We start from the raw sequence: 17,077 nt of genomic DNA, 5'->3' as shown, positions 1-17,077 counted from the left end.
GGCCAGCAGCCGGCACCACTCGTCGCGGGCCTGGGGCGCGCTGCGGGTGGGGCGAATGGTGGCTGCTGCGGTGGCCATCATGGCGGCGTGCCGTGACCTTGCGACGGCAGCTGCGCCAGCAGTGCATCACGGGTGATGAGCAGCACCTGGTCGTCGCCGGCGCTGGTGTCGAGCCAGAAGACGGGCAGCTGGGGGAAGGCGGCCTCGAAATAGTCGCGTTCGTTGCCGATCTCCAGCACCAGCACGCCGTGCTCGCTCATGCGCGCCGGGGCGTCGGCCAGCAGGCGGCGCACGAAGTCCATGCCGTCGGTGCCGCCGGCCAGGGCCAGCTCGGGCTCGGCGCGGTATTCGGCGGGCAGCGCAGCCATGCTGGCGGCGTTGACGTAGGGCGGGTTGCAGAGGATCAGGTCCCACGGGCCGGGCAGGGCGGCGAGGCCGTCCGACGTCTGCAGCGCGACGCGCTCCTGCAGGCCGTGCCGGTCCACGTTGATGCGGGCCACGGCCAGGGCGTCGGGCGAGATGTCGGCGCCGGTCACCACCACTTCGGGGTAGGCCATGGCGGCGAGCACGGCCAGGCTGCCGTTGCCGGTGCAGAGATCCAGCACCCGGTGGGTGTTCTCGCTCAGGAAGTCGTCGATGCTGCCGTCGGCGAGCAATTCGGCGATGAAGCTGCGCGGCACGATGGCGCGCTCGTCCACGTAGAAGGGCACGCCCTGCAGCCAGGCTTCGCGCGTCAGGTAGGCGGCGGGCTTGCGGGTGGCGATGCGCTCATCGAAGAGCGCTGCGACCCGGGCCTGGTCGTCCGCGGCGACCGGCAGGGCGGCCTGCGAATCGGGGCCGTCGTCCAGCGGGGTATCAAGAGGCAGGCCCAGGCGCCAGAGCACCAGCCAGGCGGCCTCGTCGTGGGCGTTGGTCGTGCCGTGGCCGAAGGCGACGCCGGCGGCTTCCAGCCGCTGGCTGCCCGAGGCGACCAGTTCGCCGAGGGTGGCGCCCTGCACCTGCGCGCTCATGCCGCGGCCTTTGCGTTGAGCTGCTCCAGCGTGCGGCGGTAGATGTTCTTGAGCGGCTCGATGTCGGCCACGACGATGTGCTCGTCGATCTTGTGGATGGTGGCGTTGGGCGGCCCCACCTCGATCACCTGCGGGCAGATCTGGGCGATGAAGCGGCCGTCGCTGGTGCCGCCGGTGGTCGAGAGCTCGGTCGTGAGGCCGGTCTCGTCGGCGATGGCGGCCTGCACGGCGTCCAGCAGCTCGCCGGGCTGGGTCAGGAAGGGCTCGCCGCCCAGCGTCCAGACCAGGTCGTATTCGAGGCCGTGGCGGTCCAGCAGGGCATGCACGCGCTGCTTGAGGCTGGCGGCCGTGGATTCGGTGCTGAAGCGGAAGTTGAAGTCGATGACCACGGTGCCCGGGATGACGTTGGTCGCGCCCGTGCCGCCGTGGATGTTGCTCATCTGCCAGCTGGTGGGCGGGAAGTAGGCATTGCCCTGGTCCCACACCGTGGCGGCCAGTTCCGCCAGGGCCGGCACGGCCTGGTGGATGGGGTTGCGCGCCAGCTGCGGGTAGGCGATGTGGCCCTGGATGCCGCGCACCGTGAGCCGGCCGCTGAGCGTGCCGCGGCGGCCGTTCTTGACCATGTCGCCGGTCTGGCGCACGGACGTGGGCTCGCCCACGATGCACCAGTCCAGCGGCTCGCCGCGGGCCTTGAGCTGCTCGACCACGATCTTGGTGCCATCGACGGAAGGGCCTTCCTCGTCGCTGGTCAGCAGCAAGGCGATGGCGATGCGCGGATCGGGCGTGGCGGCCAGGAACTCTTCCACCGCGACCACGAAGGCGGCGATGGAGGTCTTCATGTCGCTGGCGCCGCGGCCGTAGAGCCGGCCGTTGCGGTGGGTGGGGGTGAAGGGCGCGCTGCTCCACTGCTCCTGCGGGCCGGTGGGCACCACGTCGGTATGGCCGGCGAAGACTATGGTTTTGATAGCTGCCTGCCCTTGTGCAGCCTGCGCTGCAGGCCGTTTGGCCCACAGATTGCTGACGCGGAAACTGTCCGGGCCGCTGTCCATGCGCTCCAGGGCGAAGCCCAGCGGCGCCAGGCGCTCGGCCAGCAGATCGAGGCAGCCGGCATCTTCGGGCGTGACGGAGGGGCGGGCGATGAGCTGTTCGGCCAGGTGCAGGGTTCGGGTCATGGAATCGGAGAAAGGGAAAGCGTCGGCAGGTGCCCGGGCGGGCCGGGCTGGCGTGCAGTGGTGTTGGCGGTGTCGGGGTGGGGGTGGGGGCCGTGCGGAGCTCAGCGCGGTTTGACGTCGAGCACGATCTCGGTGAACGAGGGCTGGTCGTCTTCGGGCGCTGGCGCCTCGGGGTGGGCCCGGGCCTTGGCGCCCAGGCTGAAGTCGTTCTGCAGGCGCCACATCAGATTGGTCGGCGAATCGGCGTTGGCCATGCCTTCCTTGCGGTCGATGCGGTTGGTGAGGATCAGGTGCGCGAGCGACTCCTCGAAGGTCTGGGAGCCCTCGGCCATGGATTTCTCCATCGCGTCGCGCACGCCGGAGAAGTCGCCGCTCTCGATCATCTCGGAGATCAGCTTGGTGTTCATCATCACCTCGGCCGCGGGCAGCCGGTCGCCGTCGGGCGTGCGCACCAGGCGCTGCGAGACGATGGCGTTGAGCGCCGAGGCCAGGTCGCCCAGCATGGTGTCGCGCACCTCGACCGGATAGAACGACAGGATGCGGTTGAGCGCGTGGTAGCTGTTGTTGCCGTGCAGCGTGGCCAGGCACAGGTGGCCCGACTGCGCGTAGGCGATGGCGGCGGACATGGTCTCCCGGTCGCGGATCTCGCCGATCAGGATCACGTCGGGAGCCTGCCGCAGCGCGTTCTTCAGGGCGGTCTGCAGCGACTCGGTGTCGTTGCCGATCTCGCGCTGGTTGACGATGGATTTCTTGTTCTTGAACTGGTATTCGACCGGGTCTTCGACGGTCAGGATGTGGCCGGTGCGCTGGGCATTGCGGCTGTCGATCATGGCGGCCAGCGTGGTGCTCTTGCCCGAGCCGGTCGCGCCCACCACCAGGATGAGGCCGCGCTTTTGCAGGATCAGCTCGCCCAGCACGGGCGGCAGGTTCAGCGTGGAGAGCTCGGGGATGAACTGCGCGATGAAGCGGATCACCACCGCGTAGCTGCCGCGCTGGCGCATGGCGCTCACGCGGAAGCGCCCCACGCCGGTCAGCGGCACGCCCATGTTGAGCTCGCCGGTCTCCTGCAATTCCTCGATGCGCTTGGGCGGCACGATCTCGGACAGCAGCTGCAGCGGAGCGTCAGGCGACAGGATCTGGCTGTTGACCGGCATGCACTCGCCGTTGAGGCGGATCAACGCCGGTGCATTGGCCGACAGATAGACGTCGGACGCCTTCTTCTCGGCCATCAGCCGCAGAATCCGTTCCATCGTGCTCATGGTGCTGCTTCTTTGCGTCGCAAGGGTTGCGGGGCCGGCCGAAAGGGGCGCGCCGTGACCGGGATCGATCAGTCGCGCAGCAGGTCGTTCAGGCTGGTGGTGGAGCGCGTCTTGGCGTCCACCTTCTTCACGATGATGGCGGCGTACATGCTGTAGCGGCCACCGTCCTTGGGCAGGCTGCCGCTCACCACCACGGAGCCTGCGGGCACGCGGCCGAAGGTGGTCTCGCCCGTGGCGCGGTCGTAGATGGGAGTGCTCTGGCCGATGTAGACGCCCATCGAGATGACGGAGTTCTCTTCGACGATCACGCCTTCGACGATCTCGGACCGCGCGCCGATGAAGCAGTTGTCTTCGATGATGGTCGGGTTGGCCTGCAGGGGTTCCAGCACGCCGCCCAGGCCCACGCCGCCCGAGAGGTGGACATGCTTGCCCACTTGCGCGCAGGAGCCGACGGTGGCCCAGGTATCGACCATGGTGCCTTCGTCCACGTAGGCGCCGATGTTCACGTAGCTGGGCATCAGGATCGCGCCGCGCGCGATGTAGCTGCCGCGGCGGGCCACGGCCGGGGGCACCACGCGCACGCCGGTGGCGGCCATCTCGTCGGCCGACAGGTGGGCGAACTTGGTGGGCACCTTGTCGAAGAAGCCGAGGTCGCCGGCCTTCATGAGTTCGTTGTCCTTCAGGCGGAAGGACAGCAGCACGGCCTTCTTGATCCACTGATGCACGGTCCACTGGCCGACGCCTTCGCGGGTGGCCACGCGCAGCTTGCCGTTGTTCAGCTCGGCGATGACGTGCTCCACGGCATCGACCACTTCCTTGGGCGCGGCGGACGGCGAGAGGCTGGCGCGGTTGTCCCAGGCGTTGTCGATCAGGGTCTGCAGTTGTTGTGTCATGGCAGGAAGGAGAGAAGGAAGAGTAAGGAGGAAAGAAAGGGAAAACGGTGAGTGCGAAGGGAATGAAGCAGGCGCCTGGGGCGCCCATCTTCAGGTCCGCGACCGGATGAACTGCACGATGCGCAGCGCGGCCTCGACGCATTCCTCGGCGTTGGCCACCAGGGCCATGCGCAGGCGCTGCGCACCGGGGTTGAAGCCGCCGGCCTCGCGGGCCAGATAGCTGCCCGGCAGCACGGTGACATTGTATTGAGCCAGCAGCTCACGGGCGAAGTCCGCATCGGTCATGCCGAGCGCATCGGGCACTTTGGCCCAGAGGTAGAAGCCGGCGTCGGGCAGCTTGACATCCATCACGCCTGCCAGCAGCGGGGTGACCTGTGCGAACTTCTTGCGGTAGAGCGTGCGGTTTTCCACCACGTGCTCTTCGTCGCTCCACGCGGCCACGCTCGCGCCCTGCACGGCCGGGCCCATGGCGCTGCCGTGATAGGTGCGGTAGAGCAAAAAGGCCTGGATCAGCGCCGCGTCGCCCGCGACGAAGCCGCTGCGCAGGCCCGGCACGTTGCTGCGCTTGGACAGGCTGGTGAACGACACCAGCCGGCGGAAATCGGTCCGGCCCAGCTTGGCTGCGGCTTCGAGGCCGCCGAGGGGTGGTTCGCCCTGGAAGTAGATCTCGCTGTAGCACTCGTCCGAGGCGATGACGAAGCCGTAGCGGTCGCTCAGCTCGAAGAGCTTGCGCCACTCGTCCAGCGGCATCACCGCGCCCGTGGGGTTGCCCGGCGAGCAGACGAAGAGCAGCTGCGTCCTGTTCCAGACCTCTTCGGGCACGGCGTCCCAGTCCACCGCGAAGTTGCGGGCCGGGTCGCTGGGCGCGTAGTAGGGCTGGGCGCCCGACAGCAGGGCCGCGCCTTCGTAGATCTGATAGAAAGGGTTGGGGCAGACCACGGTGGCGCCGGCGCGCGTCGGGTCGATCACGGTCTGGGCGAAGGCGAACAGCGCCTCGCGCGAACCGTTCACCGGCAGCACGTGCGCGGCGGCATCCACCGTCACGCCGTAGCGGCGCTGCAGCCACGCGGCGCAGGCGTTGCGCAGGCGGGGCTCCCCGGCGGTGGCGGGGTAGCTGGCCAGGCCGTCCAGGCTGGCCGTGAGCGCCTCCTTGATGAAGGCCGGGGTCGGGTGGCGCGGCTCGCCCATGCCGAGGCTGATGGGGCTATGGGCGCTGGGCAGGCTGACGCCTGCGAACAGCTGGCGCAGCCGCTCGAACGGATACGGCTGCAATTCGGAAAGCAGGGGATTCATGGGTGGCGATTATGGTCCAGGGCCTGCCGCAGCCATCGGCAGTGACGCAGCAGCCCCTGCGTGCGTTGCGCGTAACGTGGCCAGCCGATGAAATGGCGGAAAGCCTGATTTTCCCGCTGGTCTGCCGCGGCGCCAGCCGTTACATTCTTTAACGCCCGGCCTGTACCCGGATGGGAAACCGAAAAATGCACACCACAACAAACCGCTGCATGGCAGCGCAGGAGCCGCGCGCCATGGAAATCCAGGGGAGGAGCAGATGTCCGAGTCTTTCTTGATCCGTCCGGCCACGGGCCTGCTGCGCCGGTGCAGCCTGTCCGTGAAGGTGGCCTCGCTGGCCTTGCTCGCGGTGCTGGCTCTGCTGGCGCTCGCCGCGCTGCAAGGCAGCGGCGCCGGTGTGGTCGCCTTGGCTGCGGCAGTGGGCATCGTCGCCGTGGCCTACATGGCCTGGGCGCTGCATGCCAGCCTGTCGGCCGACCTGGGCCATCTGCTGCGGCTGGCCGAGCGCACGGCGCAGGGCGACCTGTGCGCGCGTTCGGGCATGCAGGGCCGTGACGAACTGGCCCAGCTGGGCGGGCAGCTGGACCGCATGGTGCTGACCCTCTCGGCCATGGTGGCCGACATCCGCAGCAACGCGGCTCTGGTCTCGCACGCCGGCGAAAGCCTCGCGGCCGATAGCCGCGAGCTGGCCGACCGCACCGAGCAGCAGGCCGCGAACCTGGAGCAGACGGCCGCCAGCGTGGAGCAGCTTTCCTCCGCCGTGAACACCAATGCCCAGACGGCCGGCAGCGCCGATGGCCGTGCCGCCAGCGTGCGGCAGGCCGCCGATGCGGGCGTGGCGGCCATGGAGGAGGCTGTGGCCTCGGTGCAGGCCATCCAGCAGGGCGCGCGGCGCATGAACGAGATCATCGGCGTGATCGATGGCATCGCGTTCCAGACCAACATCCTCGCGCTCAACGCGGCCGTGGAGGCTGCGCGGGCCGGCGAGCAGGGGCGGGGCTTCGCGGTGGTGGCCTCCGAGGTGCGTAGCCTGGCGGGCCGCTCTGCCGAGGCGGCGCGCGAGATCCGCGTGCTGATCGGCGACTCGGTCCGGCAGGTGGAAGCCAGCGCCGGGCTGATCCGCGGCGCGGGCGAGGGCATTGCCGGCGTGGCCGGCGGCATCCGTGCGGTGGCGTCGAGCGTGACCGAGATTTCCCAGTCCGGCGCCCAGCAGAGCACCGGCCTGCGCGAGATCAGCGCGGCGGTGCAGCAGCTCGACCAGATCACCCAGCGCAACGCGCAGATGGTGGGTGTGGCCGTGGAGCAGGCCGAATCGCTGCAGGAGCGGGCGGCCACGCTGAGCCAGGCGGTGCAGGCCTTTCGCCTGCAGCAGGGCACGGCCGACGAGGCCATGGCCCTGGTCGCGCGGGCGGTGGCGGCGCGGCGCGGCACCACGGCCGAAGGGTTCCTGCGCACCGTGACCGACCCGGCACAGCCATTCCACGACCGCGACATGTACGTCTTCGTGCTCGATGCGAGCGGGGCCTATCGCGCCTTCGGCGGCAACCCCGCCAAGGTCGGCACGCGGGTGCAGGACATTCCGGGCATCGACGGCGAGGGCCTGATCCAGGCCATAGCCCAGCAGTGCGCACGCGGGCCGGGCTGGGTGGAATACGGCATCACCAACCCGGCCACCGGCCAGGTGCAGACCAAGATGTCGTTCGTGCAGCTGGTGGACGACGCCTATCTGGGCTGCGGCGTCTACAAGTCGCTGGCGGCGCGCTAGGAACGTATTGGGGCTCGAGGCGGGCCTGGCCGGCCCTCTCACTGCCCTGTCGGTGCCGAGCGCCGTTCGCGGGCCCGGGCCAGCGCTGCGGCTATGGCGGCCTGGCGCGACTGGGCGGCATCGAGCGGTGCGGCTTGCGTCGCTTCGGCAGCCGCCGGCGCAGCGGCCTGGGCCGTAGCCGTCGCAGCGCTGTCGCCGTCCTGGCGCTGCAGCCGCGCCTTGCGCGCCGCATAGCGCTCGCGGGCCTGCGTGGCTTGCTCCGCGGACCAGGCGTTCCAGCCCGTGTGCGAGCCGCTATCGTTCACCAGCTGGATGCAGTCCACCGGGCAGACGGGGATGCACAGCTCGCAGCCCGTGCAGTGCGGCGCCATCACGGTGTGCATGCGCTTGTTGGCGCCGATGATGGCGTCGGTCGGGCAGGCGTCCAGGCACAGCGTGCAGCCGATGCACCAGGCCTCGTCGATCACCGCGAGGGCCCGGGGGCCTTCCGCGCCGTGGGCGGGGTTCAGCGGCAGCACCGGGCGGCCGGTGAGCTGCGCGAGCCGCCTCACGCCTTCGGCGCCGCCGGGCGGGCACTGGTCGATGCCGGCACGTCCTTCGGCCACGGCCAGGGCGTAGGAGGCGCAATCAGGTTCGCCGCAGCGCGTGCATTGGGTCTGCGGCAGGGCGGCGTCGATCAGGGCCGCCAGCCGCGCCACTGCGGTGCTGGCGGCCGAAACCGTGGCCGTCAAGCCTTGCGCGGCGCGGGGCGCCGGGCGCGCTTGGCCGGTGCAGCCGCAGCGGGCTTGATGGCCGGTGCCGCGTCTTCGTCGGCGGCTTCGGGTGCCGGCACATGCGCAGGCTCGTGGGCCAGGATGAAGCTGCGCACCTGCGGATACACCAGCTCGCGCCAGCGGCGGCCGCTGAAGATGCCGTAGTGGCCCGCGCCCTTGACCTCGTAGTGCTGGCGGTCGTCGTCGCCGATGCCGGTGCAGAGGTCGTGGGCCGCGCGAGTCTGGCCCGAGCCGGAGATGTCGTCCAACTCGCCTTCGATGGTGAGCAGGGCGGTGCTGGTGATGTCCTGCGGCTGCACGCGTTCCAGCGTGCCGTCGGGGGCGTGGACGTCCCAGGTGCCCTGCACCAGGCTGTAGTCCTGGAACACGGTCTTGATGGTTTCGAGGTAGTAGTCCGCGTCCATGTCGAGCACGGCGTTGTACTCGTCGTAGAACTTGCGGTGGACCTCGGCGCTGGCGTCGTCGCCCTTGAGCAGGTCCTTGAAGTAGTCCCAGTGGCTCTTGGCGTGCCGGTCGGGGTTCATGGCGACGAAGCCGGTGTGCTGCAGGAAGCCCGGGTACACGCGACGGCCGGCGCCGGGGAAGTTGTCGGGCACGCGGTAGATCACGTTGTTCTCGAACCACTCGAAGCTGCGCTGCGTGGCCAGGTTGTTCACGGCGGTGGGCGATTTGCGCGCATCGATGGGGCCGCCCATCATCACCATGGACAGGGGCGTGGTCTCGCCGCGGCTGGCCATGAGCGAGACGGCCGCCAGCACCGGCACGGTGGGCTGGCAGACGCTCATCACGTGGCAGTTGCCGTGCAGCTCCTGCAGGTGGCGGATGAAGTCCTGCACGTAGTTGATGTAGTCGTCCAGGTGGAAGGAGCCGTCGGCCAGGGGCACGAGGCGGGCGTTCTTCCAGTCGGTCACATAGACCTTGTGGCCTTGCAGCAGGGTGCGGACGGTGTCGCGCAGCAGCGTGGCGTAGTGGCCGGAGAGGGGCGCCACCACCAGCACGACGGGCTGGGCCTTGATCTTGGCGAGCGTGTCCACGTCGTCGGAAAAGCGCTTGAAGCGGCGCAGTTCGCAGAACGGCTTGTCGAGCGCGACGCGTTCGTCGATGGCGACGGACTTGCCGTCCACATCCACCGAGCGGATGTTGAATTCGGGCTTCTCGTAGTCCTTGCCCAGGCGGTAGAGCAGGTCGTAGCCGGCCGAAAGGCGCTGCGCGTACACGGTCTGGCTGAAGGGCGACAGCGGGTTGCTGTAGAACTTGGCGGCCGTCTGCGCCATTTCGGCGAAGGGCTCCATCAGGGAGCGCTGGGTTTCGTACAGGTTGTACAGCATGTGGGGGCACCCTCAGGTCTATGTTGCAGCGCAATATAGCAGCAGAGACCGGCCCGCGCATGGCGTGCAAGTACCGATGGCGAGTCACCTTGGTGACACAGTGTCAACGCGGCGGGCCCGCCCGCCGCGTGCAGGCCCGCCGGTCAGCGGGCGGGCGTGGGCTTGCCGTCTTCGGGGGCGTTGTCCTGCAGCCACGCCTCGAAGGCTTCGCGCGAGCTGTTGCGCAGCGCGCGGCGGAAGGTCTGCTTGTCGCCCAGGTACAGGCAGTGGCGGATGACGGTGTAGGGGTTGAAGCTGCCTTCGGGGTGCAGGTCTTCGTAATGCTGCTTGTAGCGCTTGACGATGCCGATGGTGGCGCGCAGCAGGGCGTTCAGGCGCGAGCGGTTCATCTCGGGCGACCAGGCGTGGATGTCTTCCACGAACATGTCCACCTTCTGCGCCTCGAATTCCGTGTCCTTGAAGAAGTGGTTGGCGATCTTCAGGAACGTGAACGCATTCAGCTCGCTGCCGGCCGATGCCGGGCGCTGGCTGCGCAGCGGCTCCGAATCGGCCGGGCCTTCCAGTTCCTCGGGCTCGTCGTTGGTGCGGCGCAGTTCGGCCTCGGTGGCGTCGCGGATCTGGCGGAATTCCCGGTCGGCCAGCTCGAAGAGGGCCGACAGCACGTTGATGCGCCGCTTGAGGTCGCCGGGGATGGACTTCTTGTACTTGATCTGGTGGTCCAGCACGCTCCAGGAGTCCTGGATGATGGTGCGCACCTGCAGCTCGAAGGTCTGCTGCGCGTAGGCCGCGTGCTCGGGCAGGGCGGCCTGGGCCGCGTTCAGGCGCAGGTCCAAGTGCAGGCCCTTGTAGCCGAAGGAGGCCTCGGTGCTTTCCACCGCGCTCACCTTGTCGGTCACGTCGATGACGTCGAAGTGCGAGCGCACCGCCTCGGCCACTTTTTCCAGCTCGTCCTCGTAGAGGCAGACGACGCGCACGCCGACCAGGTCGGTCAGGTAGTGCTGGATTTCATACGGGCTGTTGGCCTCTTCCAGCGCGGCGCGGTACTTGCGCGAGAACTTGCGGATGCACTCGTCGCGGTCCTTCACGCGCCCCTCGACCTTGGAGATGTCGATGCCCTCCGTCTTGGAGAGGATGGACTGCAGCAGCGCCACGTAGAACGCGCAGGCGTGCTCCAGCACCGGCCTTTCCTTGGCGTAGTACTGGTGGAAAAGGGATTCTTCGCGGGTCAAATGGGGGGGCCGGGACATGGGCGGCGGCGGTCGATTCAGCGGTTGGATGGCAACGGCTGCGAGGCGGCCGGGCCACCTCGCAGCTATCGGCAAATGGTAGTGCAAGCGCTGCCCCGGGCGCCTGCGGGCTTGTAGGACGGTGCCCCGTGTCTGATGCGTGTCAAACGCCGGCGTCGGCGCCTGCCAGTTCTCCCGGCGCTTCCCGGGCCGGGCGCACCGTCGCGGCGGCCAGGGCTGCCACCTCGCGCGCGGGCAGTTCCTTCAGGCGGTGATCGCTCCAGACCTGGCGCCAGCGCCGCGCACCGGGCAGGCCGTGGCGCAGGCCCAGCATGTGGCGGGCGATCGCATACCAGTGCGTGCCGTGCTGGGCGGCCTCGCGCTCCATGTAGTCCACCATGCGCGCTTCCACGTCCTCGCGCGTGAGGGTGGGCGCGTCCGCATCGCCGTAGAAGGCCGCATCCCAGCCGGCCAGCCACCAGGGGTTGTGGTACGCCTCGCGGCCCACCATCACGCCGTCCAGCACGGCCAGCTGCTCATGCACGGCCTCGTCGGCAGTGAAGCCGCCATTGATGGCCAGGGTCAGGTGCGGGAAGTCGGCTTTGAGCTGAGCCACCACGCCGTAGCGCAGCGGCGGGATCTCCCGGTTTTCCTTGGGGCTCAGGCCCTTGAGCCAGGCATTGCGGGCGTGGACGATGAACACCTCGCAACCCGCCTCGGCCACCGTGCCGATGAAGTCGCGCACGAAGCCGTAGTCCTCGCCCTTGTCGATGCCGATGCGGTGCTTGACCGTCACGGGCACGCCGACCACGTCGCGCATGGCCTTGACGCCATCGGCCACCAGCTGCGGCTCGTTCATCAGGCAGGCGCCGAACGCGCCGCGCTGCACGCGCTCGCTCGGGCAGCCACAGTTCAGGTTGATCTCGTCGTAGCCCCACTGCTCGCCCAGCCGGGCGGCCTGCGCCAGGTCGGCCGGCTCGCTGCCGCCCAGCTGCAAGGCCACGGGATGCTCCTCGGCATTGAAGCGCAGGTGGCGCTCCACGTCGCCATGGATCAGGGCGCCCGTGGTCACCATCTCGGTATAGAGCAGGGTGTGGCGCGTGAGCAGCCGGTGCAGGTAGCGGCAATGCCGGTCGGTCCAGTCCATCATGGGCGCGACGGACATGCGCCAGGGGGAATGGGCGAGGGCGGGGGAGGCGGCTGCAGTGGGCACGGGAATTCTTCGAGTGGGCCGGAAAAAGGGCGCCCATTGTCCCAGGTCTGCCGGCAGCGGGGGCGCCGCGGGTGAGCGCCGCCTTGGTGGCGGTGCGGTGTTTGTGGGTGTTTTATGCCTGCAGCGCTTGATCTGCCTGGGCTTTCAGCTATCGAATCAGTAGCGGATGGGGCGCGCTCCGCAGCACCCGCTCAGGTCGCCGCCGCCAGCCCTTGCTCGAAATGCGCCCGCGTGGCCTGCACGGCCGCCTCGGCGTCGCGGGCCTGCAGCGCAGCCAGGATCTGCGCGTGCTCCTGCAGCGATTCGGCGATGCGGCCCTGCTTGAGCAGCGAGTTGTGGCGATTGAGCTTCATCACCTTGCGCAGGTCGGCCACCATCTGGTTGCGCCAGCGGTTGTCGGCCAGCTCCAGCAGGCGCATGTGGAAGCGCTCGTTGAGCGCGAAGAAGCGGTCGCGGTCGCCCACCGCGGCGGCCAGGTCGTGGTGCAGGGCCTGCAGCTCCTGCAATTGCTCTGCGGTAGCGCGGGCGGCGACGACGCCGGCCGCGTCGCTTTCGAGCAAGGAGAGCAGGTGATAGACGTCGCGCAGGTCCTTGTCCGAGACCTCCGTCACATAGGCGCCACGGCGCAGCTTCATCGTGACGAGGCCCTCGGCGGCCAGCACCTTCAGCGCCTCGCGCAGCGGCGTGCGGCTGATGCCGAATTCCTCTGCGATCTTGAGCTCGTCGATCCAGCTGCCGGGCTCCAGCTCGCGCCGGAAGATGCGCTGGCGCAGCTGCTCGGCCACCTCTTCATAGAGGGCGCGGGGCGAGATGGGGAAGGCGGACATGGGCGGAATGTACTTCAAAAAAACTATAAATTAATAATTACGGAGGCGTAGAATGGCCCTCAAGATTGACGTTGGCGTCACTTCGGCACCCGCCCCGCGGGCCCGATCGGTGGCACCATGGAGCAGCACGGCACCGCACAGACCGGCTTTTTGGAAACCTCCTTTTCAGAGCACCGCAGAGACATGAGCCAAAGCACATCCGCACCCCGCCCGCAACCGGCCGACATGGCCGCCTGGACCCAGGCCGCCGCCAAGTCCGCTCCCGGGGGCGATGTCTCCGCGCTGAACTGGGTCACGCCCGACGGCATCGTCGTCAAGCCGCTCTACACCGCCGCCGACACGGCCGATCTGCCCCATACCGACACGCTGCCCGGCTTCGAGCCCTACCTGCGCGGCCCGCAGGCCACCATGTATGCGGTGCGGCCCTGGACCATCCGCCAGTACGCAGGCTTTTCCACGGCCGAGGAGTCCAACGCCTTCTACCGCAAGGCGCTGGCCGCGGGCGGGCAGGGCGTGTCGGTGGCGTTCGACCTGGCCACGCACCGGGGCTACGACAGCGACCATCCGCGCGTGACGGGCGACGTGGGCAAGGCCGGCGTCGCCATCGATTCGGTGGAGGACATGAAGATCCTCTTCGACCAGATTCCGCTGGACAAGGTGAGCGTCTCCATGACCATGAATGGCGCCGTGCTGCCGGTGCTGGCGGGCTACGTGGTGGCGGCCGAAGAGCAGGGCGTGCGGCAGGACCAGCTTTCCGGGACCATCCAGAACGACATCCTCAAGGAGTTCATGGTCCGCAACACCTACATCTACCCGCCCAAGCCCAGCATGCGGATCATCGGCGACATCATCGGCTACACGGCCAGGAACATGCCGAAGTTCAATTCCATCTCCATCAGCGGCTACCACATGCAGGAAGCCGGGGCCAACCAAGCGCTGGAGCTGGCCTTCACGCTGGCCGATGGCAAGGAATACGTCAAGACCGCCATCGCCTCCGGCCTGGACGTGGATGCCTTCGCCGGGCGCCTGTCGTTCTTCTGGGCCGTGGGCATGAACTTCTACCTGGAGATCGCCAAGATGCGCGCGGCGCGCCTGCTCTGGTGCCGCATCATGAAGGAGACCGGCGCCAAGAACCCCAAGAGCCTGATGCTGCGCACCCATAGCCAGACCAGCGGCTGGAGCCTGACCGAGCAGGACCCGTACAACAACGTGGTGCGCACCACCATCGAGGCCATGGCGGCCGTCTTCGGCGGCACGCAGAGCCTGCACACCAACGCGCTCGACGAAGCCATCGCGCTGCCCACGGAATTCAGCGCCCGCATCGCCCGCAACACCCAGCTCATCATCCAGGAAGAGACCCACATCACCAGCGTGGTGGACCCCTGGGCGGGCAGCTACATGATGGAAAAGCTCACGCAGGACATGGCCGATGCCGCGTGGAAGATCATCGAAGAGGTCGAGGCCATGGGCGGCATGACCGCTGCCGTCGATTCCGGCTGGGCCAAGCTCAAGATCGAGGCCGCCGCCGCCGAGAAGCAGGCGCGCATCGACTCGGGCAAGGACGTGATCGTGGGCGTCAATAAATACAAGCTGGCCAAGGAAGACCCGGTCGACATCCTGCAGATCGACAACGTCAAGGTGCGCGACAGCCAGATCGCGCGGCTGAAGGACATCAAGGCGAAACGCGATACAGCCCAGGTGCAGCGCGCGCTGGATGCTCTCACTTCTGCAGCAGAAAGCGGTGAAGGCAACCTGCTGGAGCTGGCCATCGACGCCATGCGCCTGCGCGCCACGGTGGGCGAGGTGAGCGATGCGCTCGAAAAGGTCTTCGGCCGCCACCGCGCCGACACGCAGAAGGTGACCGGCGTCTATGCCGCCGCCTACGACTCGGCCGAAGGCTGGGAAAAGCTCAAGGGCGAGATCGACGCCTTCGCCGAAACCGAAGGCCGCCGCCCCCGCGTGATGATCGCCAAGCTGGGCCAGGACGGCCACGACCGGGGCGCCAAGGTCGTCGCCACCGCCTTCGCCGATCTGGGCTTCGACGTGGACATGGGCCCGCTCTTCCAGACCCCCGAGGAATGCGCCCGCCAGGCCATCGAGAACGACGTGCATGCCGTGGGCGTCTCCACCCTTGCCGCAGGCCACAAGACCCTGGTGCCGGCCATCATCCAGTCGCTGAAGGACCAGGGCGCGGACGACATCATCGTCTTCGTGGGCGGCGTGATTCCCGCGCAGGACTACGACTTCCTGTACGAGGCCGGCGTCAAGGGCATCTACGGGCCCGGCACGCCGATTCCGGCCAGCGCCAAGGATGTGCTGGAGCAGATCCGCAAGGCCCAGAACGACTAACGCCCTCACTGCTATGGCAACCAAGAAGAAGACAGCGCCCGAATTTGTTCGCTGGTTTGCTCCTCTCCTGGAGGCCCTCCGGCAATTGGGGGGCTCAGCGGCAGCAAGCGAAGCTGTCGATGAAGTGGCAAAAATAGAAGGTGTGACTGACGTGCAGCGCAACGTCGTGCTGAAGTCGGGCGTGGAGAAATTCTCCAACCAAGTGCGCTGGGCTCGGCAATACCTTGTCTGGGCCGGAATGATTGATGGCAGCAAGCGGGGGGTCTGGACGCTTACCCCGAAAGGATTTGAAGCCAAGCTCACGATGGAGGAGGCGCGCGAGATGGTGCGTATCCAGTCGAAGGCTCATGGCTCTCCTGTTCAATCAGTGCCGCCAGGAGTCAGCGCTTCGGCGAATGATTCTGTCGATTCGGCTCACGTCGAAGATAGTGAGCAGTCGGATACCGAGGCCGAATTGGCCTCGTTTCTGCAGGTGCTCAGAGAGCTCACACCTGCGGGATTTGAAAGAATTTGCTTGCGTGTGTTGCGCGAAGCAGGCTTTGAGCGTCTGGAAGTCACAGGCAAAAGCAATGATGGAGGTATCGACGGAATCGGTGTCCTGCAGATCAATGATCTAGTGAAGTTCAATGTTGTTTTCCAATGCAAGAAGTGGATAAATGCCGTTCCGCCCAAGGAAGTTCGTGATTTACGCGGCGCGATGGCTGGGCGGGCAGAGAAGGCCATCTTTCTGACGACCAGCACTTTTACGCAAGGTGCGAAGGCGGAGGCGCTTCGCGCTGGGACAGACCCCATCGAGCTGGTCGACGGTGAAAAGTTACTGGAGCTCTTCAAGAAATACGAAATGGGCCTTAAGCCCAGAACTGTTTACGACATCGATCACCAGTTTTTCAAGGCGTTCGACTGACGTGCTGAGCGCTGCTTTCATCCTCGAGGGCTTGGGCCAGCAGGGCAGTGCCGCGCAGCGCCGCGCCATCGCCAAGGCCATCACCCTGCTCGAATCCACCCGCGCCGACCATCGCGCGCAGGGCGATGAGCTGCTGACGGCGCTGCTGCCGCATACCGGGCGGTCGTTCCGCCTGGGCATCAGCGGCGTGCCGGGCGTAGGCAAGTCCACCTTCATCGAGGCGCTGGGGCTCTTTCTGATCCGGCAGGGGCACCGCGTGGCGGTGCTCACCATCGACCCGTCCTCCACCGTCTCGGGCGGCTCCATCCTGGGGGACAAGACGCGCATGGAGCAGCTCTCCGTGAACGAGCGCGCCTACATCCGCCCCAGCCCGTCCAGCGGCACCCTGGGCGGCGTGGCCGAGAAGACGCGCGAGGCCATGCTGGTGTGCGAGGCCGCGGGCTACGACGTGGTGATCGTCGAGACCGTGGGCGTGGGCCAGAGCGAGATCGCCGTGGCCGGCATGACCGACATGTTCGTGCTGCTGCAACTGCCCAATGCGGGCGACGACCTGCAGGCCATCAAGAAAGGCGTGATGGAGATCGCCGATCTGGTGGTCATCAACAAGGCCGACATCGACCCGCATGCCGCCACGCGGGCACAGGCGCAGATCACCTCGTCGCTGCGGCTGCTGGGAATGCACGGCAACCCCGACCACGCCACGCACGGTGCGCTGTGGCAGCCGCGCGTGCTGCAGATCAGCGCGCTGCTGGGGCAGGGCGTGGAAGGTTTCTGGGAAGCAGTCACCCTCTACCGCAGCATGCAGACCGGCAACGGCCGCCTGGCGCTGCGGCGCGAGAAGCAGGCCCTGGCCTGGATGTGGGAGCGCATCGATGCGGGCCTGAAGACCGCCTTCCGCCAGCACCCCGGCGTGCGTGCGCTGCTGCCCACGCTGCAGGCCGAGGTGGCGGCCGGGCGCATCGCGGCTTCGACGGCCGCACGGAATCTGCTCGCAGCCCAGGCGCAGCCTGCGCATGGTGCTATCGAAACACAAGCAAACACGACATCGTCATCTTCACTCTGAAGCGA

At 67.9% G+C, this 17,077-nt stretch carries 14 protein-coding genes; 4 read left to right on the top strand and 10 right to left on the bottom strand.

Features of this window, described 5'->3' with window-relative positions; genetic code table 11:
- Window positions 1–77: 77 nt before the first annotated feature.
- From prmB to dapC, 5 genes are all read right to left on the bottom strand, one after another.
- Window positions 78–1,010, bottom strand: a complete 933-nt coding sequence (gene prmB, locus BM070_RS09965; protein WP_092939434.1) for a 50S ribosomal protein L3 N(5)-glutamine methyltransferase — start codon at window positions 1,008–1,010, stop codon at window positions 78–80.
- Window positions 1,007–2,182, bottom strand: a complete 1,176-nt coding sequence (gene dapE / locus BM070_RS09960; protein WP_092939433.1) for a succinyl-diaminopimelate desuccinylase — start codon at window positions 2,180–2,182, stop codon at window positions 1,007–1,009. The genes prmB and dapE overlap by 4 nt, the downstream gene beginning before the upstream one ends.
- 101 nt (window positions 2,183–2,283) lie before the next feature.
- Window positions 2,284–3,441, bottom strand: coding sequence for a PilT/PilU family type 4a pilus ATPase (locus BM070_RS09955; protein ID WP_092939432.1), 1,158 nt, complete (start codon window positions 3,439–3,441; stop codon window positions 2,284–2,286).
- Window positions 3,442–3,509: 68 nt separating this feature from the next.
- Window positions 3,510–4,334 (bottom strand): 2,3,4,5-tetrahydropyridine-2,6-dicarboxylate N-succinyltransferase, encoded by an 825-nt coding sequence (dapD, locus tag BM070_RS09950; RefSeq protein WP_092939431.1) that lies wholly within the window; start codon window positions 4,332–4,334, stop codon window positions 3,510–3,512.
- A 90-nt stretch (window positions 4,335–4,424) separates the two neighbouring features.
- Window positions 4,425–5,627: a succinyldiaminopimelate transaminase gene (gene dapC / locus BM070_RS09945; RefSeq protein ID WP_092939430.1), complete on the bottom strand. Its 1,203-nt coding sequence runs from the start codon at window positions 5,625–5,627 to the stop codon at window positions 4,425–4,427.
- A 256-nt stretch (window positions 5,628–5,883) separates the two neighbouring features.
- On the opposite strand from dapC, the gene BM070_RS09940 reads away from it, so the two are divergent.
- Complete coding sequence (locus BM070_RS09940) at window positions 5,884–7,389, top strand: methyl-accepting chemotaxis protein (protein WP_092939429.1); 1,506 nt, start codon at window positions 5,884–5,886, stop codon at window positions 7,387–7,389.
- 38 nt (window positions 7,390–7,427) lie between these two features.
- Here the strand turns inward: BM070_RS09940 and rsxB are convergent, their stop codons facing one another.
- From rsxB to BM070_RS09920, 5 genes are all read right to left on the bottom strand, one after another.
- Window positions 7,428–8,120, bottom strand: coding sequence for an electron transport complex subunit RsxB (gene rsxB / locus BM070_RS25115; protein WP_245785171.1), 693 nt, complete (start codon window positions 8,118–8,120; stop codon window positions 7,428–7,430).
- Complete coding sequence (locus BM070_RS25110; protein WP_245785170.1) at window positions 8,117–9,490, bottom strand: polyhydroxyalkanoate depolymerase; 1,374 nt, start codon at window positions 9,488–9,490, stop codon at window positions 8,117–8,119. Before BM070_RS25110 ends, rsxB begins: the two co-directional genes overlap by 4 nt.
- Before the next feature lie 143 nt (window positions 9,491–9,633).
- Complete coding sequence (locus tag BM070_RS09930; protein ID WP_092939428.1) at window positions 9,634–10,737, bottom strand: GTP pyrophosphokinase; 1,104 nt, start codon at window positions 10,735–10,737, stop codon at window positions 9,634–9,636.
- A gap of 142 nt (window positions 10,738–10,879) precedes the next feature.
- On the bottom strand, window positions 10,880–11,929 hold the full coding sequence (dusA, locus tag BM070_RS09925) for a tRNA dihydrouridine(20/20a) synthase DusA (protein WP_281245397.1): 1,050 nt from the start codon (window positions 11,927–11,929) through the stop codon (window positions 10,880–10,882).
- Window positions 11,930–12,120: 191 nt separating this feature from the next.
- Window positions 12,121–12,756: a GntR family transcriptional regulator gene (locus BM070_RS09920; protein ID WP_092939426.1), complete on the bottom strand. Its 636-nt coding sequence runs from the start codon at window positions 12,754–12,756 to the stop codon at window positions 12,121–12,123.
- Between the two features lie 183 nt (window positions 12,757–12,939).
- Between BM070_RS09920 and scpA the strand changes: the two genes are divergently transcribed.
- From scpA to meaB, 3 genes are read left to right on the top strand one after another with little or no spacing between them, the layout of a single operon-like run.
- Complete coding sequence (scpA, locus tag BM070_RS09915; protein WP_092939425.1) at window positions 12,940–15,105, top strand: methylmalonyl-CoA mutase; 2,166 nt, start codon at window positions 12,940–12,942, stop codon at window positions 15,103–15,105.
- A 13-nt stretch (window positions 15,106–15,118) separates the two neighbouring features.
- Window positions 15,119–16,009 carry a restriction endonuclease gene (locus tag BM070_RS09910; RefSeq protein WP_092939424.1) on the top strand — a complete coding sequence of 297 codons (891 nt, stop codon included), beginning with the start codon at window positions 15,119–15,121 and terminating at the stop codon, window positions 16,007–16,009.
- Between the two features lie 4 nt (window positions 16,010–16,013).
- A complete protein-coding gene (meaB, locus tag BM070_RS09905; protein ID WP_092939554.1) occupies window positions 16,014–17,072 on the top strand; it encodes a methylmalonyl Co-A mutase-associated GTPase MeaB in 1,059 nt (352 codons plus the stop codon).
- Window positions 17,073–17,077: the final 5 nt, after the last annotated feature.

Source organism: Paracidovorax wautersii (assembly GCF_900113035.1).
GTDB lineage: Bacteria > Pseudomonadota > Gammaproteobacteria > Burkholderiales > Burkholderiaceae_C > Paracidovorax > Paracidovorax wautersii.
Note: the sequence above shows the minus strand (reverse complement) of the source record. Positions and strands in the feature narration are given on the sequence as shown.